We start from the raw sequence: 21,054 nt of genomic DNA, 5'->3' as shown, positions 1-21,054 counted from the left end.
GCGGCCTCAGTTGACGGCGGCCTCAGTTGACGGCGGCCTCAGTTGACGGCGGCCTCAGTTGACGGCGGCCTCAGTTGACGGCGGCCTCAGTTGACGGCGAGGACCAGCGCGACCCGGTCGGCCGCGGTGGCGACGTCGTCGGCGGCCGCGATCCGCTCCGCCCACGACCACCAGTACCACCAGCCGTCCGCGCCCTGCTCCGCCAGGATGTTCTCGGTGAGGGCGGACGCGTCCGGATTCAGCACGTGCAGGCTCGGCGACTGGCCGCGGGGCAGGGTGAGACGCACCCGGAAGCCACGCTTGACCAGCTCGTCGCCCAGTTCTTCCAGATATTCGATCCGCGTCTTCGACGGCGCGGCGGTTCCCGTATCGTCAGGCGTCATCCTCAGTTCCTCACGGACTCCGCGCGGCCCGACGAGACCTCAGCCTCCCGCTTCGCCCGCCCGTGCGCAAGTACTTCGGGCTGGTCAGCAGGGTGTCGGCGGTGCCCGGCCGGTGGGCCGGCCGGCGGACGGCCGGGGTGGGCCGCCGCGTTTCGGAGCGCCAGGGCACCTTATCCGGGATATCTTGCGCGTAGCACATGAACCGGAATGTGGGGGGACGATGACGGTTGGCGCGGGGGCGGACCCGGGAGCCACTCCGGTCACCGGTTCCGAAACGGGCGGCGGGGCGGGCGGCCCCGGAGCCGGCGGGGCCGGAGCCGGACCGGCGCCGGACCAGACCGTGCAGGAACCGCCCGTGCAGGACACGCCCGTGCGGGAGTCGCCCGTGCAGAAGGCGGCGCGGAAGGCTGCGCAGAGCTCGTCCACGTGGCACCGCTTCCACTACGCGGTCGGCGTCTTCCTGATCGCGTACGGCGGGACCGGCATGCTCAGCGCGGTGCTGATGTGGGGCGACCGGCAGGACGAGGTCGAGGGCTACTTCGGGGCCCTGCCCGCGACGGCCGTCCTGGTCCTGGTCAAGGTGATCGAGCTGGTGCTCGTCGCCTCGGCCGCCGCCGCGCTGGTGCTGCGCCGGGACATCCTGCTCGTGCCGCCGATGGTCGGCTGGATGGCCGGGTTCGCGATGTTCGCCGTACTGGACGTCTTCACGGCCAGGTGGGGCGGCCTGGTCGAGCACCTGCTGTACCTGGCGGCCTTCGTCGTCCTGCTGTTCCTGTCCTACGGGCTGAGCGCGAAGGCGCAGCTCGCGGGGGCGGCCGGGGACGACGGGGACGGCTCGCCCGGCGGCGGGCGGCAGCTCACCCGGACGCAGGAGTTCGCGCTCCAGGCGATCAACCGGGCCGCCGCCCTCACCGGGCCGCGGCCGCGCCCCGGCCGACCCGCCTGATCTTGGCAGATCTTGCCCTTGGTGGGTCACCGGCCCGGTGTCACTTTGTGGCTCATGAGAGCCCGAAAACTGGTGTGGCCGCTGGCGCTGGTCACGTCCCTGGCGCTGCCGGCGTCGCTCGCGGCCCCGGCCGCCGCGCAGTCCCCCGCCGCACCTCCGGCGAGCTGCGATCCGACGCGGACCGAACCGGTCTACCGGGGCAAGGTCCCCTCCCCCGAGCAGGTCCTCGGCTTCGAACTCGGCGAGCGGCCGGTCAGCGCGGCCGAGTCCGACAGGTACCTGGAGACGGTCGCCGCGAAGAGCGAGCGGGTCGTGTCCGGGACGCTGGCCACCTCCGCGCAGGGACGCCCGCTCAGGTACGCGATCGCGGGCCGCCCCGGGCTGGTGACCAAGGCGGGGCTGGCGAAGGTGCGCACGGAGGCCGGCCTGCTGCGCGAGCCCCGCACGCCCGACGCGCTGGCCGAGCGGATCACCAGGCACGGCGTCCCGATCCTGTGGGTCAGCGGCAACGTCCACGGCAACGAGCCGAGCGGCACGGACGCGGCGCTCCGGGTGCTGCGCGGCCTCGGCGACCGGACCGACTGCGCCGCGAAGGCGATCCTCGACAACGCGCTCGTGGTGATCCTGCCGACGCAGAACCCGGACGGCCGCGAGGCGGGGACGCGCCAGAACGCCTACGGCTTCGACATGAACCGCGACTGGTTCGCGCGCACCCAGCCGGAGACCGACGGCAAGCTGGCGATGCTCACCCGGTTCCCGCCGGCGCTGTACATCGACGCGCACGAGATGGGCGGGACGTCGTACTTCTTCCCGCCGAACGCCGACCCGATCTACCACGAGACGCCCGAGCAGGCGATCGGCTGGATCAACGACCTGTACGGCGCGTCGATGGCCGCCGAGTTCACACGGCGCGGCATCGACTTCTTCAACCGCGACGTCTACGACCTCTTCTACCAGGGGTACGGCGACTCGGTGCCGACCAGCGGGTTCCACGCCGCCGGGATGACGTTCGAGAAGGGCAACTCCAGCCCGTACCCGGAGAAGGTGGAGGAGCAGTACCTCACCCAGTGGGTGACGCTGTCGGCCGCGGCCGCCAACCGGCGGCGCGTCCTCACCGAGTGGCGCCAGATGACGGTGGACGCCCACCGGCAGGGCGTGGCCGGGAAGCTGGAGCCCAACCAGATCTACAATCCGCCGAACCAGATCGACCGGCAGGTGCCCGACCGCAAGGTGCGGCACTACTTCCTGCAGGAGGGCGACCCGGCCAAGCGCGACGAGGTCCGCACGGTCGTGCGCAGGCTCCAGCGGATGGGCGTCCGCGTCGAGAGGCTCGTCCGGCCGCTGACCGTCCCGGACTTCAGGCCGTACGGGGAGGCCGAGGGCAAGGAGACCCTCCCCGCCGGGACGTACTGGATCTCGATGGCCCAGGGGCAGAAGCACTGGATCCAGGCCATGCTGAACGAGGACTCCTACACCCCGTTCCCGTACTTCTACGACGTGACGGCGTGGAGCCTGCCGCTGCTGGCGAACGTGCGGGGCGGGTCGTCCGGCGCCGTCCTGCGCCCGCGGGCCGTCCCGGTGGGGACCGTCCCGGCGCCGCGTCCGGGCCACGAGGGGAAGGCGCCGCGGCTCGGCGTCCTCCAGCTCTCCGCGACGTCGTCGGCGGCGCGCGAGTCGGCCGGCTGGCTGCGGCACCGCCTCGACCGCGACTGGAAGCTGCCGTACACGATGCTGACCCCGGCGGACGTGGCGGCGGGCGGGCTCGCGGGCATCGAGGTCCTGGTCACCCCGGACGGCCCGGCGTCGTCCGCCTACGACGCGCTCGGCGACGCCGGGCGGGCCGCGCTCCAGGAGTGGACGCGCGGCGGCGGCCGCTACATCGGCTGGCAGGGCGGCACGCAGCTCGCGGCGCGGCTCGGCCTGACGACGGCGACGCTGTCGGAACCGACCTCCGACATCCCCGGCACGCTGTTCCGCGTGAAGGTGGACGAGGACGGCCCGCTCGCCGAGGACGTCGGCGGGACGGTCTGGAACTTCACGGCCTACGACCTGGTCATGCGGGCGTCCAGCGGCGTCGCCGCGGCGTACCCGGAGGCGGATTCGCCCGAGTGGTTCGTGTCCGGGTTCGAGCGGGGCGCGGCGGAGCTGGGCGGCACGGCCGCGGTCGTGGACCAGCCCGCGGGCGAGGGACGCTCGGTGCTGTTCGCCGCGGAGCCGAACTTCCGAGCGTTCACCGACGGCACGGCGAAGCTGCTCTACAACGCGATCCTGGGCCCGGCCCCGGAGCGTGCGGCGGCTCCGCGGGCGGCCGCGGCGGCCGAGGCGGCGCGGCGGGCGGCGGCCCTCCCGTCGCACGAGTCGCCGATCCGGGTCTCGGTGCGGGCGTCCGACGCGGCCGCGGCGGCGTCGGTCCTGCGGTCGGTCGGCGCGACGTGGGACGAGGGCCGCGACGGCGGCGTCGTCCACTACGTGGTCGACAACCCGCGCGGCCTGCCGACCGACCACCACCCGTTCGCGGGCAGGCTGCCCTCGCTGATCGCCGAGGCGGGGATCGACCCTGTCGCCGTCACGCTGCCCTGACCGCCTCCGATGACCGTGCGGCGTGCCGGACAACGGCGTCCGGCACGCCGCGCCGCGTTCAGGTCCCGCCCCGGGGGCTCCCGGCTACTCGCGCACGAGCCAGGCGGCGGCCGTCATCGTGCCGGGCGGGACCTCGGTGAAGCCGCCGTCGCGGACCACGACCGCCGCCTGCTTCACGCAGCTCCGCCACGGCACGTCCCTGACCAGGTGAACCGCCGCCCCGCCCCGCACCCAGTCGGCCACGTGCCCGCGGCGGCCCTTGCGCAGCAGGAGCTGGGCCGCGTGCCCGCACTGGGCGGCGGCCTTGCCGGTCGTGATCGTCACGTCCGGGTTGAGGGCGATCGCGGCGTACGGGGGCGCGGGCGGCGGGCCGGGCTCGTCCGCGTCGGCCAGGTCGAGGCCCGCGACCTGGAGCTTCGCCAGCTCCGGCGGGACGTCCGGCACCGGGCCGGGCGGGAAAGCCCGCACCTGCGCGCCCGCGTGCTCGACCGTCACGCCGGGCAGCGCCGCCGCCTCCGGCCAGCGGACGCCGCGGGCCCGCCGCGTCACCTTGCGGATGCGGCGCGACTCCCACTCGCGGACCGCGTCGTGCCACGCGCCGCCGGGCTCGGCCGCACGCGGATCGGTGAGCAGCATGACGACCGCGGCCGCCGCCGCCTCGCAGACCGCGCCGTGATTGGGCGGATCGGCCTTCTCGGCGCGTACCACCAACTGCATCGCCCACGGCGGGTCGTCGAGGGGGTCCACGAAAGGCGCATGGTCAGGTCGCACGTGTGGAGTATTCCAAACCCGATCCGGCTTCCCCGACACGGATGTGGGTACTGCAACTCTTACCGTCCCCCGGACGTCGTTCCCTATACGGGCTGGACGGTCCCCGCCGGAGAGGGCGGGGGGACACGGCGGAGAAGTCGGGTCGGAGGTCACCGGTGACCAGTGGCGCGTGGAACGATTCCATACCGGGGATCGGAACGTTTTTCGTCGGCATCGACGTGGCACCGGGCCGTTACCGGTGCGACGACGGCAAGGGCGGCTGGTGGGTGCGCTTCACCGGACCCGGCGGGGGCGACCCCGTGGGCTCGTGGCCGCTGCCCCCGGGCCCCACCGAGATCGAGATCGCGCAGACGGACTTCGCGTTCGAGACGCACGTGTCCACCTACTGGCGGCGGATCGCGCCGCCCCGCGCCCCCGAGGACGGCTCGCCCGCCGAGCCGCGCCCCGTCGCCGACCCCGCCCTGCGCGCCGAACTCGACACGATCGTCGCGCGCCGCCGCCCGCTGCTGTGGCTGGCGCCGCTGACGGTGCTCGGCCTCGGCCTGCTCGGCTCGCCGCTGCTCGGCTCGCTGTGGCTGATCGGCCTCGGCATGCTCGCGGTGCTGGTCGCGCTCGGCACCCCCTCGGTCTCCCTCGACCTGCGGCGCGCCCGGGAGCTGGAACGGCGCCGCGACCGCTACCTCACCCCGCAGGACTTCGACGACGAGGGCCGCGCGATGCTCGGGCGCGTGCAGGCCGCGATCGACGCCGTCCGCGACTCCGAGGTCAACCGGGAGGGGCTGCTGGACGCCGTCGACAACGCCGTCACGCTGCCGCGGCAGGAGTGGGAGATCGCGCAGGTGCTGGCGCGGCAGTCGAAGCTGCGCGCCGAGCAGGAGGAGCTGGCGGCCGGCGGCACGCTGCTCCCCGAGGTCGAGGCCGCGCTGGCCCCGCTGCGCGACAAGCTCGGCATCTCCGTCGAGGCGGTGACGCGGCGCGTGGAGGCGCTCGAACGCTACGCGGAGCGGGCCAGGTCGGCGGACGAGGTGCTGCGCGCCCAGCGGCACCTGGAGTCCATCGCGGAGAAGGCCCGCCAGTACGACGAGCTGATCGCCGACACCGTCCGCGACGATCTGGCGCTGCCCGCGATCGAGCGGCTGACCGAGCAGAGCGACGAGCTCGTCCGGACGCTGCGCGAGCGGCTGGCGAAGGCGGCCGAGGCGGGCGGCGAGCTCCCTCCCCCCTCCTAGCGAGGGCCGGTCAGAACAGCTCGTCCAGGTGGTGGCGCAGGATGTCCATGGCCGATTCGGGGCTCCGGTGTCCCACCAGCACGCTCGTCCCGAGCCCGTGCGCGAGCGCGAGCAGCCGCGCCGCCTCGGTCTCCGGGTCTCCGGCGACGCCCGCGCCGGCGAGGACCCGCGTGAGCCGCCGCTCCAGCCGGTCGGGCCCCGCCACGAACGGCTGGGCCGCCAGCGACGGATCGGTCAGCGCCAGGACGGCATAGGACGTCCAGACCTGGTGGAACACGCGGCTCTCGGAATCGGTGGGCAGCGCCTCGGCGACCAGCGCCTCGACGACCTCCCGCGGCGACGGGTCCCGCAGCCCCGCCAGCCGCGCCGCCCACCGCTCGTGGCTCTGCCGTTCGAGCCGGTCCAGCGCCGCCTTCATCAGCTGCGCCTTGCTCTCGAAGTAGTACTGGACGAGCCGCAGCGACACCCCGGCCTCCCCGGCCACCGCCCGCAGGGTGACGGCGTGCAGCCCGTCCCGCCCGGCCACCCGGACGAGCCCGTCGATGATCTGCGCGCGGCGCGCGTCGTGGTCGGCGGTCCTCGGCACGCTCCATCCCTCCCGGTGTGTGATACACACGTATCATATTGATACAGCCGTATCACAATGGAGGATGGATGACACCGCGCCGGCGGCTGGTGCTCGCCCTGGCATGCACCGCGCAGTTCATGGTCGTCCTGGACGTCTCCGTGGTGAACGTCGCCCTGCCGTCCGTCCAGGCGGACCTGGGCATCGCCCCGGTCGACCTGCAGTGGATCGTGAACGCCTACGCGCTGACCTTCGGCGGGCTCCTCCTGCTCGGCGGCCGCCTCGCCGACCTCTGCGGCCTGCGCCGCACCGTCCTCGGCGGCCTGGCCCTCTTCACCCTCGCCAGCCTGGCGGGCGGACTCGCCGCGGACCCCTGGACCCTCATCGCGGCCCGCGCCTTCCAGGGCCTCGGCGCCGCCGTCCTCGCCCCGGCCACCCTGACCATTCTCACCACCACGTTCGAGGAGGACCTGCGCCCGCGCGTCCTGGCCGCCTGGACGGCCGTGGGGCTGGCCGGAGGAACCGCCGGCAACCTCATCGGCGGCGTCCTCACCGACGCCCTGTCATGGCGCTGGATCCTGCTCATCAACGTCCCGGTCGGCGCGCTGGCCCTCCTGCCCACCCGCCTGCTGCCGGACAGCAGGCATCCACGCGGGCGCCTGGACGTCCCCGGAGCCGTCCTGGCCACCGCAGGCGTCGCCTCCCTCACTTACGGCATCACACGCGACTGGAACGTCCCGGCCCTCGCTTTCGGCGCCGCCGCCCTGGTGGCCTTCACCGTCCTGCAATCCCGGTCACAGACACCCCTGCTCCCCTTGCACCTCTTCCGCATCCGCACAGTGGCCGTAGGGAATGTGACGATGCTGCTCGCCGGTGCCTGCCTCAACCCGATGTGGTACTTCCTGACGCTGTCCATGCAGAACGTCCTGCACTACAGCCCCCTGCAAACGGGCTTGGGCTTCCTCCCCCACACACTCCTCACCCTGGCGGTCGCCCTGCACGTCACGCCCCGCCTGATGGAACGCACCGACGACCGCACCTTGATCACCATCGGCGCCCTGACAGCCGCCGCGGGCTTCCTCTGGCAGAGCCGCCTGGCCCCCGGCGACGGCTACCTCACCGGCATCCTCGGCCCGGCGATCCTCGTCTCCGCCGGCGCCGGCCTCCTCAACACCCCGCTCACCAAGGCCGTTACCTCGAACGTCCCCGCCCACGACGCCGGCGCCGCCTCCGGCCTGATGAACACCACCAAACAAACCGGCGCCGCCCTGGGCCTGGCCGTACTGGTCACCCTGACGGCCCCCCTCACGCCCCAGACGACCACATACGGCCACGCCTTCACCACGATCGCCGCCCTCCTCCTGGTCGCGGCCACCACCGCCCGCACCCTCCCCGCCCCGGACCGCCGGGATCGTGGTCTCGCCGTCCGGATGCGCGCCGAGGAGTGACCCGATGGAGGCGCGCAGGCGGTGGCGGCCCGGCGCGGGCGGGGGCCGTCAGCCGACGAGGGCGCGGACCTGGGCCGGGGAGGTGAAGAGCTCGGCGCGCATGCCGGTGTCGCGGGCGGCGAGGACGTTGCGCTCGTTGTCGTCGAAGAAGACGACGTCGGAGGGCCGGACGCCGAGGCGCTCGGCGCAGATCTCGTAGGCGCGGGGGTCGGGCTTGGCCACGCCGATGCGGCAGGAGTAGGTGAGCGCGTCGAAGCGGCCGAGCACGGCGCCGTGGCGGGCCTCGAAGCGGGGCACCAGGTCGCTGATGATGTTGGACAGGAGCCCGAGGGTGCGGCCCTCGTCGGCGAGTTCGTGGACGAGGGCGACCATGGTGTCGTCCACCTCGGTCCAGGACTCCAGGTCGGCCTCGATGAGGGCCGGGACGTCCGGGAAGGTGGTGCCGAGGAGTCCGGCCACGTCGGCCCAGTAGGCGGCGCTCCGCTGGCCGGCGTCGTAGGAGGGGCGGCACGACCAGTAGGCGTCCCAGAACGAGGGGCCCGGATCGCCGGCGATCTTCTCGATCCGCCGCACCGCCTCGGGGGACTGGGTACGGGCGATCACTCCGTACAGGTCGAAAACGATCACGTCGGGCATGGCCCGAGCCTATGCGGGACGCGCGGCGACCGAAATGCAGCAAGCGCTTGTTAACAGCAAGTAACCTTGGTGCGGGCGACGAGCAAGCGGTTGGGCGACACGGCATAATGAGAGGGTGACGACCACGAGCGCCGACTCCGGACGATCCAGAACCCGCGCCGGCGGTGCCCGCCGCCGCGGCAAGGGCTCCGCCGCGCTGGCGTCGGAACGGCGCGAGCACCTGGTCAGGCTGGCCGCGGAACTGTTCGCCGAGAAGGGCTTCCAGGCCACCACGGTCCGCAACATCGCCGACGAGGCCGGCATCCTCTCGGGCAGCCTCTACCACCACTTCGACTCGAAAGAGTCGATCGTCGACGAGATCCTCGCCAGCTTCTTCAACGAGATCATGGCGTCGTACCAGGCGGTGCTCGACCGGGGCGAAAGCCCGCGCGACACCATCGCCGGGCTCGTCCGCGTCGCGTTCGGGAGCCTGGAGCCGCACCGGGCCGCGATCACGGTGATGCAGAACGACTGGAACTACCTCAAGGGTATGGACCGCTTCTCCTACCTGAACAAGTCCGAGGACGAGGTCGAGAAGATGTGGGTCGACACCTTGAGCGCGGGCCAGAAGGAGGGGTTGTTCCGCGACGACCTCGACCCGAAGCTCACCTACCGGATGATCCGCGACACCATCTGGGTGGCGGTCCGCTGGTTCAAGCCGGGCGGCAGGCTGGACGCCCAGGGCCTCGCCGACCACTACCTCAAGGTGATGTTCGACGGCATCAACCTCCACTAGGCGGCCCGGGTCCCCGCGGCCGGGTCCGTCGGCGGCCGGGACCGTGCATGGTCACGGCACTCGCTTCGCAAAGATCACGCACCTCGCCACCGGGCGTCGCCATCCCCGGGGACCCGTCTTTACGGACATGCCGGGGCAATTCGGTTCGGCGAATACCTCCGTTCGGGCACAACCGGCGCGGAATCCCACTGTGCACGTGCCCTAACCCCCATAGTGTGCTTAGTCACTATTTGCCGAGTAGGGGTGACGCTTTGGCCCGTGGGGACGCTGTTACCGAGGAGATCTACGGGGGGAGGGCGACGTGACGGCTCACGGGGGCGCCGGCCGCGACGAGCCCACACCGGAGGCGATGCGCGCCGCGACGGCGCGCGGGCTGCAGGAGCAGTTCCCCGGGGTGCGCGTCTGGTTCGGTGAGGCCACCGGATCCTGGTGGGCCATGGTGCCGCTGCGCGGCGGTCCGCGGCTGCTGGAGGCGCCGTCTCCGCAGCGGCTCCGCGACGAGATCATGAGCGTGCGCAGCCGGGGATGACCGGCCGCCCACCGGGAACGGGGCGCGATCCGTCCCCGGAGGGCGTCCCAGCGACGCTAACCGAAACCCGTTCTACGCACAAGCGCTTGCTCGGTTACGTCTCCCTTTCGGCAGAACCCGCCTACGCCTCGTACTGGATGGACGCCCGCTCCGCGACGATCGGCGCGATGTACTGCTCGACCACCGCACGATGGGCCGGGTGGTCGCGGTAGGCGAGGTAGGCGTCGCGCCCGGCGAAGTCCGCGACCACGACGAAGTCGTACGCGCCGGGATTCACGCCGGCGTCCACGCCGATGCTGTACTCCCGTATCTCGCCGATGAGGCCGGGCAGTTCACCCAGCCTGGCCGCGACCTCTTCCTGCTGGCCCGTCGTCGTCCCCTCGGCCCACTTGAACATCACCACGTGCCGGAAACCACTCATGGCGGCACGCTATCGCCGCGAGCGTCAGATACCGGCGACCTCGGCCGCCGTGATCGCGCCGAGTTCCCAGCACGACTCCAGATCGGCCTTGGCGGGCTCGCCGGTGACGACCACCGGCGGCTGGACGGCCTTCCACTTCAGCCCGGTGGTGATCGACTCCAGCGCGCGCAACGCGCCGGTCGCGTCGTTGTTGCCGTGCAGGAAGGCCCCGAACGGGCGCCGGACGGTCTCCTCCAGGCACGGGTAGTAGATCAGGTCGAAGAAGTGCTTGAGGGCGCCGGACAGGTAGCCGAGGTTCACCGGCGAGCCCAGGAGGTAGCCGTCCGCCTCCAGGACGTCCACGGCGGAGGCCGCCAGCGCCGCCCGCGCCACCACCTCCACGCCTTCGACCTCGTCGGTGGACGCACCGGCGCGCACCGCCTCGAACATCGCTTGGACGGACGGCGAGGGGGTGTGGTGGACGAGCAGCAGCCTCTTCATCACCACGAGCCTAACCGCGCCCGCCCCTTGCCGTCCGTAGCGGCGAGTGACCGCATGTAGCGGTCGGTGACATCGAAACGCCGCCGCCGGGTAGGGCTCCTTGAAGGTTTCTGGTCGGGGATGGTGGTGCAGGTGTCCTTCGTGCGAACGGGCGAGGCGTCACGGACGGCGGCGTCCGGCGTGCCGGACCGGCCCGTGTGGCCCATCGCGCTCGCCACTCTGCTCGTCGCCGCCCTGGTCGCGATGCCCACGCCGGCGCACGCTCCGCCCTGGCTCGGCGGGCCCGCACGCCTCGTCACGGGCGGCGCGCCGCTCGCCCCCGCCCACGCCGCGGCCCTCGGCCTGGCCCTCGCGATCGTCGCCCGCGGTGTCCTGCTGCGGCGCCGCGCCGCCTGGTGCGGGCTGGTCCTGCTGGCCGTCCTGGGCCTGCTGTCCGCGCTCACCGGCGACGGCGAGCCGTGGCGGGTGCCGCTGCTCGCGGCCGTCCTGGGCGGGCTGTGGCTGGAGCGCGGCCGCTTCCCGGTCCCCGTGCACCCCGAGCGCGTCCGCGCGGCCGTGCGGACCGGGGCGCTCCTGGTCGCCGTCGCGGTCTCCGGCTCGCTGCTGTTCGGCGGCGTGTCGGCCAGGTCGGTCGGCCAGGTCGCGGGCGGGCTCGGCTCGACCGGCGCGCCCATGGACGGCGCGTCCTGGCTGCCGGACGTCCTCGGCCTCGCGGGCGCCGCCGGGCTCCTCGTCCTGGTGGTCATCCTCCTGGCGCCCGCCCCGGCGCCGCCGCCCGCCGACGAGGCCGACCGCCGCCACGTCGCGGGACTCGTCGCCCACCCCGGCTCGGACACCATCGCCCCGTTCGCGCTGCGGCGCGACAAGGCGTACGCGTTCAGCCCGGACGGGCGGGCCGCGGTCGGCTACCGCGTCCTGTTCGGCGTCGCGGTGGCGGGCGGCGACCCGGTCGGCGACCCGGCCTCGCACGCGGACGCGATCGGGTCGTTCCTCGCCCGGTGCCGGACCGCCGGCTGGCGGCCCGCCGTCCTCGGGGCGAGCGGCGGGGCGCTCCCCGCGTGGGGGCTCGCCCGCTCGATCGGCTACGGCGACGAGGTACTGGTCCGGCCCGGCGCGTTCAGCATGTCCGGACGCCGGATGCGCAACGTCCGCCAGGCGGTCCAGCGCACCGTGAACGCCGGGGTGACCACCCGGATCGTCCTGGAACGGGACCTCGACGCCGGCCTGCGCGAGCGGCTCCTGGACGTCGCGTCCCGCTCGCTCGGCGGGGCGGCCGAGCGCGGCTTCGCCATGAACCTCGACGAGCTCCTCACCGGACGCCACCCGGGGGCGATCGTCGCGGTCGCCTACGACGAGGACATGGAGCCGATCGCCTTCCAGCGGTACGTCACCGCCGGCGAGGGCGTCAGCCTGGACGCGATGCGGCGCGTCCCGGGCGGGCCGAACGGCGTCAACGAGCGCCTCATCGCCGAAATGGTCGAGTACGCGGCCGACCGGGGCCACGGCGTCGTCTCGCTGAACTTCGTCCCGTTCCGCGCACTGCTGGACACCCGGGAACGCACCACCCTGGAGCAGGCCGCGTACCGCGCGCTGCACCTGCTCGACCCATGGATCGCGGCCGAGTCCCTCTTCCTCTTCGACCGGAAGTTCGGCCCGTCCTACAAGCCTCGCCACGTCGCCTTCCGTTCCTGGCTCGATGTCGCCTGGCTGGCCGCCGCCCTCTTCACGCTGGAGTTCGGGCGGGTCCGTCCCGTCCAGCGGGCCGCGAGCCCGGTGACCGAACCCGCCCACGACCTGAGCCGCCCGTGACCGGGCTCGGCGGGACTTCCTAGAACGTGATTCGATGGAGCTTCCCGTCGAGAGGAAGCGCGCATGACCACGGTGCAGGGGCACTGCGACCCGGCGTTCGCCCGTGTCCGCGAGGTGTTCGAGGAGAACTTCGCCGAGGGGCGCGAGCTGGGCGCGGCCGTCGCCGTCTACGCGGGCGGCCGCAAGGTCGTGGACCTGTGGGGCGGCATCGCCGACCGGCGCACCGGGCGCGAGTGGCTGCCGGACACCCCCTGCTTCGGGTTCTCCTGCACCAAGGCGGTGACGGCCGCCGCGGCGCTGCTGCTCGCCGAGCGCGGCCTGTACCAGTTGGACGGCCCGGTGACGGCCTGGTGGCCGGAGTTCGGCGCCGCGGGCAAGGAGGCCACGACCGCCGAGCACCTGCTGACCCACCAGGCCGGCCTGCCCGCGTTCGCCCGCCCGGTGTCGGCGGAGGAGGCGGCCGACCCCGCGGCCCTCGCGGCCGAACTGGCCGCGCAGGAGCCGGAGTGGACGCCCGGTGAGACGCACGGCTACCACGCGCTGACCTACGGCTGGCTCGCCGGTGAGATCGTCCGGCGCCACTCGGGCAGGACGGTCGGCGGATTCGTCAGGGACGAGTTCGCCGGCGGGCTGGACCTGTGGGTCGGCGCCCCCGACGACGTGATCGAGCGCGCCGCGAAGCTGTCGGCGGGACGCCGGGTCCAGGGCGGCGGCCCCGCCCGCGCGGGGGAGGGCGGCGGCGCCGACTCCCCCAGGACCATGGCCAGCGACCTCCTCAACCGCCTGGCCGCCGCGTACACCGACCCGCAGAGCACCATGAACCGGTCGACAGGCAACCCGCATCCGGGCAAGGGCGGCTACAACAACCCGGTCGTGCTGCGCGCGGGATGGCCGTCCGCCGGGATGCTCGCCACCGCGCCCGCGCTCGCCGCCTTCTACCGCGACCTCGTCACGGGCCGGATCCTGCGCCCGGAGACCCTGCGGGAGGCGATCCGCCCGAGGGTCGCCGGGCCGGACCGGACGATGCTCATCGACAGCTCGTTCGGCCTCGGCTTCATGCGTCCCGCCCAGACGTTCTTCACCCCGAAGGCCAGCCGGGACTCTGCGTTCGGGCACACCGGCGCGGGCGGCTCGATCGGGCTCGGCGACCCCGAGGCCGGCCTCGCGTTCGCCTACCTGCCGAACCTGATGAGCGACATGGCGGCCGGCGACCTGCGCGCCTACCGGCTGGTGGACGCCGCGTACGCGTCGGTGTCCTGAGTCCGCGGTAGCGTGCCGCCCCATGGAGGTACGCGACCTGCACGCCTGGCCGTCCACCCCGCGCGAGGCCGAGGCCGTCCAGGACCGGCTGCGCCCGATGCTCGAACTGGGCGAGCCGGGCCCGGCGAGGCCGCGCACCGTCGCGGGCCTGGACGTCGCGTACGCGGGCGGCGGGGGTGGCGCCGGGACGCGCCTGGCCGCCGCCGTCGCCGTGCTGGACGGGACGAGCCTGGAGGTGATCGAGGAGTCGGTCGCCGTCGGCACCGCCGCGTTCCCCTACGTGCCCGGCCTGTTCGCGTTCCGCGAGCTGCCCACGCTCCTGGACGCGCTGCGCGGGCTGAGGACCGTCCCGGAGCTGCTCGTCTGCGACGGCTTCGGGGTCGCGCACCCGCGCCGGTTCGGGCTGGCGTGCCATGTGGGCGTGCTGACCGGGCTGCCCGCGATCGGCGTGGGCAAGACGGCCTTCGTCGGCGCGCACGAGGAGCCGGGACGGCGGCGCGGCGACGCGAGCCCCCTGCTGGACGGCGGCGAGGTCGTGGGGCGGGTGCTGCGGACGCGCGACGGCGTCAAACCGGTGTACGTCTCCGTCGGGCACCGCACCGACCTCGATACAGCGTGCCGGAACGTCCTCGATCTCACGCCCGAATACCGCCTTCCGGAGACCACCCGCAGGGCCGACCGGCTGGCGCGCGACGCCCTCGCCGGGTAGCGCGCGATACCGGAAGATGGCACTCTCGTGCACAAGGATGCGGAGACACCCCTGGTCATCCGCGACACCGCTGGACGGTGCCCATGGACACCCGGCCGATGCGGGCCGACGCCCGCCGCAACTACGAGCGACTGGTCGCCACGGCCCGCACGGCCTTCATGGAGCACGGGACGGACGCCTCCCTCGACGACATCGCGAGGCGCGCGGGCGTCGGCTCGGGGACGCTGTACCGCCACTTCCCCACCCGGGACACCCTCCTGCACGCCGTCCTGCACGACCGGATCGAGGGGCTTCTCGCGCACGCCGACGAGCTGCTGTCCGAACCGGAGCAGGACCCGGAGAGCGAGGCGCGCGGCGCGGACGCCGCGCTGGGCCGCTGGCTGCGCGCCTACCTCGCGGGCGCGATGACGCCGCGCGGCACCTCCACGGTGATCATCCAGGCCATGTCGGCGGAGTGGGCCGGGACCGGGCTGGGCGCGGCGGCGGCCTCGATCCGCGACGCCCTCGGGCTGCTGCTGGCGCGGGCGCAGCGGGCGGGCTCGATCCGCGCGGAGATCGATCCCGGCGACCTGCTGCGGCTCACCAACGCGATCGGCGTCGCGTCGGAACGCACGCGGGATCCCGCGGCGTACGCCGACCGGATGCTCACGCTGCTCTTCGACGGCCTGCGGGCACGCTGACCCCGCCCGCCGACCCCGCTTGTTGCCTTGACCAAGCGTTCGCTAGGTTTACGACGATGGTCACCGGCGACGAGGAGCGTTGATGGGGCAGCTTGACGGCAAGGTGGCGCTGATCACCGGCGGTGCGCGCGGCATGGGCAAGTCCCATGTCCGCCGCTTCCTGGACGAGGGCGCCAAGGTCGTGTTCGGCGACGTCCTGGAGAAGGAGGGCGCCGAACTGGCCGCCGAACTCGGCGACGACGCGCGGTTCGTCCGGATGGACGTGACGCGCGAGGAGGACTGGAAGAACGCGGTCGACACCGCCACGGAGACCTTCGGCGCGCTGCACGTCCTGGTCAACAACGCCGGCATCATCAGGCACAAGACGATCGAGGACATGACCCTCGACGAGTTCCGCCGCATCCTCGACGTCAACCTGATCGGCCAGTGGCTCGGCGTGAAGTCCGTGACCGCCGCCATGCGCGAGGCGGGCGGCGGCTCCATCATCAACGTCTCGTCCACCGAGGGCTTCATCGGGGCCCACGGGCTGGCCGCCTACAGCGCCAGCAAGTTCGGCGTCCGCGGCCTCACCAAGGCGGCCGCCCGGGAGCTCGGCCGGTACGAGATCCGCGTGAACAGCATCCATCCCGGCGGCGTCCTGACTCCCCTCTCCCTCCAGGACGACGTCGTCTCGGCCACCGCCGACAGCGCCGACGCCTTCCTGAAGGCCCTGCCCCTCGGCCGCATGGGCAAGTCCAAAGAGGTGTCGGGCCTCGTCGTCTACCTCGCCTCGGACGACTCCTCCTACTGCACGGGCAGCGAGGTCCTGGTCGACGGCGGCATGCTCACCGGCGCCGGGTACTGAGGTCCTGACACGGAACACGACGGGCCGCCGGCAACGGTTCGGACCCCCGGCGCCGGCGACCCGTCGCGCGGCTACGGACGCCGCTCGACCCACCCCTCGACGGCCTCCAGCTGAGCGGCGAGCGAAATGAGCGTCCCCTCGTCGGAGTCGTGCCCGAGGAGCTGGGCCCCGATCGGCAGCCCGGCCTTCGTGAAACCCGCGGGCACGTTCACGCCGGGCCATCCGAGGACGTTCCACGTCCACGCGTAGGGGCAGGCGGCGGCCACACCGGACTGCGTCTTCTGGTATCCGGCCCCGTCGAACGCCCCGATGCGCAACGGCGGCCGCGCCGTGGTCGGGGTCAGCACCACATCGGCCACCTGGAATATGCGGCCGACCTTCCTGCGCAGGTGGGGGTCCATTCTCTTGGCCAGCGGAAGCAGCCGCTTCCCGGCCACCCGCCCGATCCGCGCCTCGACCTCCGTCCGCCGCTCGGGCCGCGGGTCGGGCATCGCGTCGAGCATGTCGGCCACCGCCGACGTGCCGCGCGGAATGAGCCCGAGCCCCACGAGCCCGTAGTCGGGATCAGCGGGAAAGACCTTGTGGCCCAGGGCGGTGAGCCGCCTGGCGAGCCGCTCGACGGCGCCGCGGATCTCCGGGTCGAGTTTCCCGCTCACCCCGAAGGCCGTCCGGAACGAGACGGCGATGCGCAGCCGTCCGGGCTCCCGCTTCGCGAACTCCGCGAAAGGCGTGACCGGCGGATCGATCTGATACACGTCCTCGGGATGGCTGCCGGTCAGCACGTCCAGCAGCAAGGCGGCGTCTCCCACACTTCTGGCGAGTGGCCCCCACACGGTGATCCCATTGAACGGATCGGTATTCGGATACCCGGAAACACGTCCCCGCTGAGGTTTGATGCCCACCAATCCGCTCCAGGCCGCCGGAATGCGGATCGACCCGGCCCCGTCGGACCCGACCGCCCCGGCGACCATTCCCGCCGCCACGGCGGCCGCCGACCCGCCCGACGACCCGCCCGGGGTGTAATGGGGGTTCCACGGGTTCCTGGCGATCCCGAACTCGGGCGATTCACTGAAGGGCCACAACCCGAGCTCGCAGGTCGTGGTCTTGCCCACGACGATGGCTCCCGCGGCCCTCAGCCTGCGCACGACCTCCGCGTCCCGGGCCGCGGGGCGGTGGTCTCCGGCCACGGCGAACGGGGTCGTCTCCCCCGCCACGTCCGTGTCGTCCTTGACCGCGACGGGGACCCCCAGCAACGGCAGCCGCTCCCCGTCCGCCAGCCGCTTGTCGGCCTCCAGCGCCTCCTGCGCCGCCGCGTCCCAGCGCACCACCCGGAACGCCCCGAGCGACTCCTGCCGCCGGATGCTCTCCAGGGTGTCCTCGACGAGCTCGCGGGCGGACACCTCCCCCTTCGCCAGCGCCTCCGCCTGCCCCGCCAGCCCGCCCAGCACCACGCCGCCTCCCAGGGTATCGTTCGTTCGAACGAACGATACAGAACGAGTCGATCTTAGGGAAGACTGTGCAGCGATGAGCGCCCGCGACCAGATCCTCCAGGCCACCCTCCGCCTCATCGGCGAGCAGGGCATCGGCGCCGTGACCAACCGGGCCGTCGCACGCGCGGCAGGCGTCTCCCTCGGCTCCCTCACCTACCACTTCCCGAGCCAGGAGGACCTGCTCCGGGAGGCCCTGCAGACGTTCGTGGACGAGGAGATCTCCCGGATAACCGCCTACGTCACCGCCCTCGCCACCTCGGGCATGGCCCCCGTCGAGGCGGCCGACGCGGTCGAGAAGGCCGTCGTCGACTTCGCGTACGGCCCCGAGCAGATAGCCAACCTCGAACTCCACCTGCACGCCGCCCGCGACCCGGGCCTCCGCGAGACCTCGGCCCGCTCCGTCGACGCCTACGACCGCCTGGCCGCCGCCGTCCTCGCCGCCCTGGGCATCCCGGACGCCGAACGCCACGCCCCGTCGATCGTCGCCATGCTCTACGGCCTCGCCGTCCGCCGCCTCGCCACCGGCGACACCACCGCCACCGGCACCGCCGACGCCTTCCGCCTGCTCCTCCTGGGCGCACTCCCCCGGACCTGAAAAGGCTTCTGGCCCGCACGGCCCCAGAGCGGGGTTACGGGGCCGTGCGGGCCAGAAACCTGTCTCAATCAGGAACCTCAGTCGGAACCTCAGCCGACGTTCGCTCTGCTCTCCGCCTGTGCACCTCCGCCGTGTCTTCGATCTGACACCCGTAACGCTATGGCCCCCCACCCCCCAACAGAACGCCCTTAAGCCTCACTTAGGGAACCACTGAGCAAGGCTTATTCAGAGGCCGTCCGAAGCCGTCCGGGGAAGTCGCGTCGAGAGCCGTTCACCTGCAAGAACTGGGGAAGGAGCCCAGGGGAACAGTCCGGCACAGTCGACCCGAGTCGGTTAACTCCGACCTACGTTGGCTCCCGGCTCTGGCTCCCCTGGCTCCCTCCCTCTCAGCAGGGAGGAGGGGTCTCCATGGCCCTCGAAATCACCGAAACAGCAATGACCGCGACCGTAAACGGCGAGGTCATCGCCACCGGCACACGCGTAGGGAACGCCTGGCACGTCACCACGTGGCCGCGCCCACTCGACCGGAACTCCGCCATCACGGCGCTGTCGCTCGCCGAACGCGTCATCACCCACGGCGAGGACGACCCATGCGTGACCGAGTGGCGGAGGGAACTGGCTCGTGACTGACCGCCTCATCAGGATCACGACCGCTCTCGCCGTGGTGGCGGTAGCCGCCGTGGCAGCCGTCATCTCATACCGCCACGCCTACGAACTCGTCCACGCCCACGGCGAGACCGGCCCCACGGCCCGCCTCGTCCCGTTCACAGTGGACGGCCTCATCTGGGCCGCCTCCATGGTGATCCTGGACGCAAGCCGCCGTAAGCAACCCGCACCACCGTTGGCCAAGTGGAGCCTTGCCGTGGGCATCGTGGCGACGGTGGGCGCCAACGTGGCGCACGGCGCATCCCACGGGGTCATAGGCGCGATGGTCAGCGCTTGGCCCGCGCTCGCCTTGGTGGGGTCGTTCGAACTCCTGATGACCCTCACCCGCAACGCGGCACGCTGCTCTGACCTCCCTAAGGGCGAGGCATCCACCGAAGCGGCACAACCCGCACCACCGCGCACCGAAGTGGAGCGGACGCCGGAGCAAGCCGTCTTGGATGAGTACAGGGCGAGCTTGAACGGTCCGGGTCGTCCGCTGTCTCAGCGCTACCTCGCCGAGAAACACGGCATCGACCGGCGCAAGATCAAACAGATCATCACCAGTACGGAACAGTCCGTAGCGTGAACCACAAAGCCCCCAGCCATGGCCCCATCCCATGGCTGGGTGCTCTCGTATGCCCACGGCTAGGCGAGCGAGCCTCATTCGCAATCGTGCAAGGCTCTCACGTAAGTACCCCATACCGCCACTCTCCACAGGCGCTGAAAGTCAGAGGATGAGCGGACGGGGAGTCACAATTGATCCGTGCGACATCAATAGCACACAACGTCCGGCGAAGCTGTACACTTTACCGAAGTCACCCCCAACGTCCCATAAAGGAATTCCGAATGAATCTAGATGACAATGTAAACGTGAGCGTAAGGCTTTCCTGGCGACCGCTGGGGGATGTCAAAATAAACGATGAAGGAAGTCTTATCTTCCCCTCAATGCACTCCCTCCTAAACAAAGGCGGCATATATCGAATCACAGGGAGGCGTCCTATCGACTCCAAGGGGACCCACGACCGCCCAGCCCGCTGGTGGTTCTATATTGGCCAGACAGGGAATATCCAAGCGCGCATGTACAAGTACCGCAATCCAGGCCCGGACCAGAAAACGAATATACGAATCAACAATGCTCTACGCTTCGAATTGGAACGGGGCACGGAAGTCTACCTGCACGTTTCATTCGATATGGAGCTCAGAGTTGGCCGACAGTGGATGGATCTCGACACTGACAGCACAACACAGAGGACATTGGCCGAAACTGCGGCTCTTTATCAGGCCTACAGAACAGCAGATCCACTTGATGTAGACATGCTCAATAAAGGTCTAGACGATTCAGTTGATCGTGAATTTAAGGACGCGCCATGGCCATACTGACACTCTCGCCACCTCGCGACATCCATGAAAATTCATTGTCCGAAACTTAGGACAATGTAAACGCGGTTGACCACACGCGCTCGAAGCTCTCTACATACGTGCTCGCCATGTCCCCGTCCTCCATCCGTCGCAAGTGCAGGACTGGCGCGTGTGACGCCGCGATGCCGTAGGCATGCGGGTTGATCAGTAGGTCGCCATCGGCGCGGTAGATCGAGTTGTAGAGGACGGTGTCATGCAGCCTGATCTCAGCGCCGTCCACGTCCCGTAGGGCGCTGTAGTGGACGAGGGCGTTGCGAATCTTCGCGGCCATGGATTCGCCTACGCCCTCGTCACTGCCGCGCTCAGCGACGCAGGTTCCGTCCGGGTCGCCGAGCAGGATGCGCACGCAGACGCCGTCACGCGCCCTCTCGGTGAGCGCGCGCATGATGCCCATGTCCTCGGCGAGGAAGAGCCCGGCGTAGGCCAGGATGCCGATCTCGTCCCGCGCGCCTTGGAAGAGCTGGTGCCAAACCGGACGAGGGACGGCCCACCGGTGCGGATAGGTCGCAAGGATGTCGATCACCGATGGCTCTGCCTGAACGTTCACCATTGCGAGTTGCGGCCACAAGTCCGCCTGGTCGCGCCCTACCAGTGACGCGACCTTCGTCCGGTTGCGCGGGTAGGGCACGCGTCCGGCGACCCATCGGTGGACGGTCTTGGGGTCGACGCCCAACCGGGCCGCAACGCCGGCTTCGGTTAGACGCGCATCGGCAAGGGCACGCCGCAACAAGTCGTTCACCGGGCCTCCCGCGGATTCAAGTGAGAAGGACGCACAACCGACGGTAACAGAAGACGTCCCAAGACGTCCCTAGATGCCGATGGAGAGGTCCCACCCCGGCC

Annotated in this window: 23 protein-coding genes; 15 read left to right on the top strand and 8 right to left on the bottom strand. The window is 71.7% G+C overall.

Features of this window, described 5'->3' with window-relative positions:
- Positions 1-86: 86 nt before the first annotated feature.
- Positions 87-383 carry a hypothetical protein gene (locus E1289_RS00255; RefSeq protein WP_131974024.1) on the bottom strand — a complete coding sequence of 99 codons (297 nt, stop codon included), beginning with the start codon at positions 381-383 and terminating at the stop codon, positions 87-89.
- A gap of 355 nt (positions 384-738) precedes the next feature.
- Between E1289_RS00255 and E1289_RS00250 the strand changes: the two genes are divergently transcribed.
- Both E1289_RS00250 and E1289_RS00245 read left to right on the top strand, forming a co-directional pair.
- Positions 739-1,329 (top strand): hypothetical protein, encoded by a 591-nt coding sequence (locus tag E1289_RS00250; protein ID WP_131974023.1) that lies wholly within the window; start codon positions 739-741, stop codon positions 1,327-1,329.
- 54 nt (positions 1,330-1,383) lie between these two features.
- The gene (locus tag E1289_RS00245; protein WP_131974022.1) at positions 1,384-3,909 is read left to right on the top strand and encodes a M14 family zinc carboxypeptidase; all 2,526 of its coding nucleotides are present in this window, start codon (positions 1,384-1,386) and stop codon (positions 3,907-3,909) included.
- A gap of 84 nt (positions 3,910-3,993) precedes the next feature.
- Here the strand turns inward: E1289_RS00245 and E1289_RS00240 are convergent, their stop codons facing one another.
- Complete coding sequence (locus tag E1289_RS00240) at positions 3,994-4,680, bottom strand: hypothetical protein (RefSeq protein ID WP_131974021.1); 687 nt, start codon at positions 4,678-4,680, stop codon at positions 3,994-3,996.
- A gap of 155 nt (positions 4,681-4,835) precedes the next feature.
- Between E1289_RS00240 and E1289_RS00235 the strand changes: the two genes are divergently transcribed.
- The gene (locus tag E1289_RS00235) at positions 4,836-5,909 is read left to right on the top strand and encodes a hypothetical protein (protein ID WP_131974020.1); all 1,074 of its coding nucleotides are present in this window, start codon (positions 4,836-4,838) and stop codon (positions 5,907-5,909) included.
- A gap of 10 nt (positions 5,910-5,919) precedes the next feature.
- Here E1289_RS00235 and E1289_RS00230 read toward each other — a convergent pair whose 3' ends face one another.
- Entirely contained in the window at positions 5,920-6,495 is a 576-nt protein-coding gene (locus E1289_RS00230) for a TetR/AcrR family transcriptional regulator (RefSeq protein WP_131974019.1), read from the bottom strand.
- Between the two features lie 68 nt (positions 6,496-6,563).
- Between E1289_RS00230 and E1289_RS00225 the strand changes: the two genes are divergently transcribed.
- Positions 6,564-7,922: an MFS transporter gene (locus E1289_RS00225; protein ID WP_131974018.1), complete on the top strand. Its 1,359-nt coding sequence runs from the start codon at positions 6,564-6,566 to the stop codon at positions 7,920-7,922.
- A gap of 48 nt (positions 7,923-7,970) precedes the next feature.
- On the opposite strand, the gene E1289_RS00220 is transcribed toward E1289_RS00225, so the two are convergent.
- Positions 7,971-8,558 (bottom strand): HAD family phosphatase, encoded by a 588-nt coding sequence (locus E1289_RS00220; RefSeq protein ID WP_131974017.1) that lies wholly within the window; start codon positions 8,556-8,558, stop codon positions 7,971-7,973.
- Positions 8,559-8,673: 115 nt separating this feature from the next.
- Between E1289_RS00220 and E1289_RS00215 the strand changes: the two genes are divergently transcribed.
- Positions 8,674-9,333, top strand: coding sequence for a TetR/AcrR family transcriptional regulator (locus E1289_RS00215; protein ID WP_131974016.1), 660 nt, complete (start codon positions 8,674-8,676; stop codon positions 9,331-9,333).
- Positions 9,334-9,634: 301 nt separating this feature from the next.
- Positions 9,635-9,862 (top strand): hypothetical protein, encoded by a 228-nt coding sequence (locus E1289_RS00210; RefSeq protein WP_243712502.1) that lies wholly within the window; start codon positions 9,635-9,637, stop codon positions 9,860-9,862.
- A gap of 121 nt (positions 9,863-9,983) precedes the next feature.
- Here the strand turns inward: E1289_RS00210 and E1289_RS00205 are convergent, their stop codons facing one another.
- Both E1289_RS00205 and E1289_RS00200 read right to left on the bottom strand, forming a co-directional pair.
- Positions 9,984-10,283 carry a Dabb family protein gene (locus E1289_RS00205; protein ID WP_131974015.1) on the bottom strand — a complete coding sequence of 100 codons (300 nt, stop codon included), beginning with the start codon at positions 10,281-10,283 and terminating at the stop codon, positions 9,984-9,986.
- Positions 10,284-10,307: 24 nt separating this feature from the next.
- Positions 10,308-10,763 (bottom strand): NAD(P)H-dependent oxidoreductase, encoded by a 456-nt coding sequence (locus E1289_RS00200; protein WP_131974014.1) that lies wholly within the window; start codon positions 10,761-10,763, stop codon positions 10,308-10,310.
- Between the two features lie 132 nt (positions 10,764-10,895).
- On the opposite strand from E1289_RS00200, the gene E1289_RS00195 reads away from it, so the two are divergent.
- From E1289_RS00195 to E1289_RS00175, 5 genes are all read left to right on the top strand, one after another.
- Positions 10,896-12,572: a phosphatidylglycerol lysyltransferase domain-containing protein gene (locus E1289_RS00195; protein ID WP_131974013.1), complete on the top strand. Its 1,677-nt coding sequence runs from the start codon at positions 10,896-10,898 to the stop codon at positions 12,570-12,572.
- Positions 12,573-12,635: 63 nt separating this feature from the next.
- Entirely contained in the window at positions 12,636-13,832 is a 1,197-nt protein-coding gene (locus tag E1289_RS00190; protein WP_131974012.1) for a serine hydrolase domain-containing protein, read from the top strand.
- Between the two features lie 22 nt (positions 13,833-13,854).
- Positions 13,855-14,541, top strand: coding sequence for an endonuclease V (locus E1289_RS00185; RefSeq protein ID WP_131974011.1), 687 nt, complete (start codon positions 13,855-13,857; stop codon positions 14,539-14,541).
- Positions 14,542-14,624: 83 nt separating this feature from the next.
- Positions 14,625-15,221: a TetR/AcrR family transcriptional regulator gene (locus tag E1289_RS00180; protein ID WP_207928701.1), complete on the top strand. Its 597-nt coding sequence runs from the start codon at positions 14,625-14,627 to the stop codon at positions 15,219-15,221.
- An 82-nt stretch (positions 15,222-15,303) separates the two neighbouring features.
- Positions 15,304-16,065, top strand: a complete 762-nt coding sequence (locus tag E1289_RS00175) for a glucose 1-dehydrogenase (protein WP_131974010.1) — start codon at positions 15,304-15,306, stop codon at positions 16,063-16,065.
- 71 nt (positions 16,066-16,136) lie between these two features.
- Here the strand turns inward: E1289_RS00175 and E1289_RS00170 are convergent, their stop codons facing one another.
- Positions 16,137-17,516, bottom strand: a complete 1,380-nt coding sequence (locus tag E1289_RS00170) for an amidase (RefSeq protein ID WP_131974009.1) — start codon at positions 17,514-17,516, stop codon at positions 16,137-16,139.
- Positions 17,517-17,589: 73 nt separating this feature from the next.
- Between E1289_RS00170 and E1289_RS00165 the strand changes: the two genes are divergently transcribed.
- The 4 genes from E1289_RS00165 to E1289_RS00150 all read left to right on the top strand — a co-directional run bounded on the left by E1289_RS00165 (position 17,590) and on the right by E1289_RS00150 (position 20,175).
- On the top strand, positions 17,590-18,150 hold the full coding sequence (locus E1289_RS00165) for a TetR family transcriptional regulator (protein WP_131974008.1): 561 nt from the start codon (positions 17,590-17,592) through the stop codon (positions 18,148-18,150).
- A gap of 435 nt (positions 18,151-18,585) precedes the next feature.
- Positions 18,586-18,780 (top strand): hypothetical protein, encoded by a 195-nt coding sequence (locus E1289_RS00160; RefSeq protein ID WP_165970274.1) that lies wholly within the window; start codon positions 18,586-18,588, stop codon positions 18,778-18,780.
- On the top strand, positions 18,773-19,381 hold the full coding sequence (locus tag E1289_RS00155; RefSeq protein ID WP_243712501.1) for a DUF2637 domain-containing protein: 609 nt from the start codon (positions 18,773-18,775) through the stop codon (positions 19,379-19,381). The genes E1289_RS00160 and E1289_RS00155 overlap by 8 nt, the downstream gene beginning before the upstream one ends.
- Positions 19,382-19,665: 284 nt before the next feature.
- Positions 19,666-20,175: a hypothetical protein gene (locus tag E1289_RS00150; protein WP_165970273.1), complete on the top strand. Its 510-nt coding sequence runs from the start codon at positions 19,666-19,668 to the stop codon at positions 20,173-20,175.
- Between the two features lie 46 nt (positions 20,176-20,221).
- Here the strand turns inward: E1289_RS00150 and E1289_RS00145 are convergent, their stop codons facing one another.
- Positions 20,222-20,953 (bottom strand): XRE family transcriptional regulator, encoded by a 732-nt coding sequence (locus E1289_RS00145; RefSeq protein ID WP_131974005.1) that lies wholly within the window; start codon positions 20,951-20,953, stop codon positions 20,222-20,224.
- Between the last annotated feature and the right edge of the window lie 101 nt (positions 20,954-21,054).

The sequence above is a fragment of the Actinomadura sp. 6K520 genome (assembly GCF_004349245.1).
Taxonomy (GTDB): domain Bacteria; phylum Actinomycetota; class Actinomycetes; order Streptosporangiales; family Streptosporangiaceae; genus Spirillospora.
Note: the sequence above shows the minus strand (reverse complement) of the source record. Positions and strands in the feature narration are given on the sequence as shown.

What these genes read in the sequence shown, in the direction of transcription:
- E1289_RS00255 (WP_131974024.1), bottom strand. Translation starts at nt 383, where the DNA reads ATGACGCCTGACGATACGGGAACCGCCGCGCCGTCGAAGACGCGGATC.
- E1289_RS00165 (WP_131974008.1), top strand. Translation starts at nt 17,590, where the DNA reads ATGAGCGCCCGCGACCAGATCCTCCAGGCCACCCTCCGCCTCATCGGC.
- E1289_RS00185 (WP_131974011.1), top strand. Translation starts at nt 13,855, where the DNA reads ATGGAGGTACGCGACCTGCACGCCTGGCCGTCCACCCCGCGCGAGGCC.
- E1289_RS00225 (WP_131974018.1), top strand. Translation starts at nt 6,564, where the DNA reads ATGACACCGCGCCGGCGGCTGGTGCTCGCCCTGGCATGCACCGCGCAG.
- E1289_RS00160 (WP_165970274.1), top strand. Translation starts at nt 18,586, where the DNA reads ATGACCGCGACCGTAAACGGCGAGGTCATCGCCACCGGCACACGCGTA.
- E1289_RS00200 (WP_131974014.1), bottom strand. Translation starts at nt 10,763, where the DNA reads ATGAAGAGGCTGCTGCTCGTCCACCACACCCCCTCGCCGTCCGTCCAA.
- E1289_RS00205 (WP_131974015.1), bottom strand. Translation starts at nt 10,283, where the DNA reads ATGAGTGGTTTCCGGCACGTGGTGATGTTCAAGTGGGCCGAGGGGACG.
- E1289_RS00175 (WP_131974010.1), top strand. Translation starts at nt 15,304, where the DNA reads ATGGGGCAGCTTGACGGCAAGGTGGCGCTGATCACCGGCGGTGCGCGC.
- E1289_RS00220 (WP_131974017.1), bottom strand. Translation starts at nt 8,558, where the DNA reads ATGCCCGACGTGATCGTTTTCGACCTGTACGGAGTGATCGCCCGTACC.
- E1289_RS00190 (WP_131974012.1), top strand. Translation starts at nt 12,636, where the DNA reads ATGACCACGGTGCAGGGGCACTGCGACCCGGCGTTCGCCCGTGTCCGC.
- E1289_RS00180 (WP_207928701.1), top strand. Translation starts at nt 14,625, where the DNA reads ATGGACACCCGGCCGATGCGGGCCGACGCCCGCCGCAACTACGAGCGA.
- E1289_RS00245 (WP_131974022.1), top strand. Translation starts at nt 1,384, where the DNA reads ATGAGAGCCCGAAAACTGGTGTGGCCGCTGGCGCTGGTCACGTCCCTG.